Source organism: Hyella patelloides LEGE 07179 (assembly GCF_900659865.1).
Lineage (GTDB): Bacteria > Cyanobacteriota > Cyanobacteriia > Cyanobacteriales > Xenococcaceae > Hyella > Hyella patelloides.
Genome location: NZ_LR214336.1, coordinates 1 through 1,113 on the forward strand (window position 1 = coordinate 1; position 1,113 = coordinate 1,113).

1 protein-coding gene is annotated in these 1,113 nt (G+C 37.8%); it reads left to right on the plus strand.

Going from position 1 to position 1,113, the window contains the following annotated elements; translation table 11 throughout:
• A partial coding sequence (locus tag H1P_RS33585) for an aldo/keto reductase (protein ID WP_144875848.1) occupies positions 1-1,038 on the plus strand: 1,038 nt, incomplete at its 5' end.
• Positions 1,039-1,113 lie beyond the last annotated feature (75 nt).

The window sequence follows — 1,113 nt, forward strand, 5'->3', positions numbered from 1 at the left end:
GGAAAAAGCAGACTCAGAGTATCAGAACTATGCCTCGGTACAATGACCTTTGGTGAAGATTGGGGATGGGGTTCATCCCAAGAAGAAAGTAAAAAAATTTACGATGCTTTTCGCGAAGTTGGTGGTAATTTTATTGATACAGCAAATATCTATACCAACGGTACAAGTGAAAAATTTCTTGGTGAATTTATTGCCTCGGAAAGAGATGCTGTTGTTTTAGCAACCAAATATACTAATGGTCTAGGTGATGGTAATCCTAATGGAAGTGACAATCAGCGTAAAAGTATGGTTCAGTCCGTAGAAGCCAGCCTCAAGCGTTTAAACACTGACTATATCGATATTCTATGGCTGCATACTTGGGATTTTATGACTCCAGCGGAAGAAGTAATGCGAGCTTTTGACGATCTGGTTAGGGTGGGAAAAATATTATATATCGGCATTTCCGATGCTCCTGCTTGGGTAGTCTCTCAATGCAATACCCTAGCTGAACTACGGGGATGGACACAATTTATCGGTTTACAAATTGAATATAGTCTGATTCAACGAGATCCAGAAAGAGAACTCTTACCAATGGCACATACTTTAGATATCGGTGTAACTGCTTGGTCACCTTTAGCTAGCGGTTGGTTAACTGGTAAATATACAAAAGGTAACGCTACAGGAGAAGACAGACGCTTAGATAATGAAATGATGGAAGGATTTGTCGATAAAAGCGATCGCAATCTAAGTATTGCCAAAGAAGTAGATAAGGTTGCCGAACAAACTGGTAATAGTTCTTCCCAAGTAGCTCTTAGTTGGTTATTAAATAAGAGCGTAATGCCGATTATTGGAGCAAGAAAAGTCCATCACATAGAAGATAATCTTAAATGTGTTGATGTAAAATTATCAACAGAACAAATTCAGCAACTAGACAAAGTAAGTCAAATTGAATTAGGTTTCCCTCATGATTTCTTTGAAGCCGATATGGTCAGAAACTTTGTTTACAATGGCACGTTTGACAAAATTGATAACCATCGCTATTCACAATTGAAAGCTTAAAACTAAGAAATTGAATTGTAGAGTGGGCAAATTTTAATTAGTTTCGCTATCTAATTGCGATCGCCTAAATGTCCA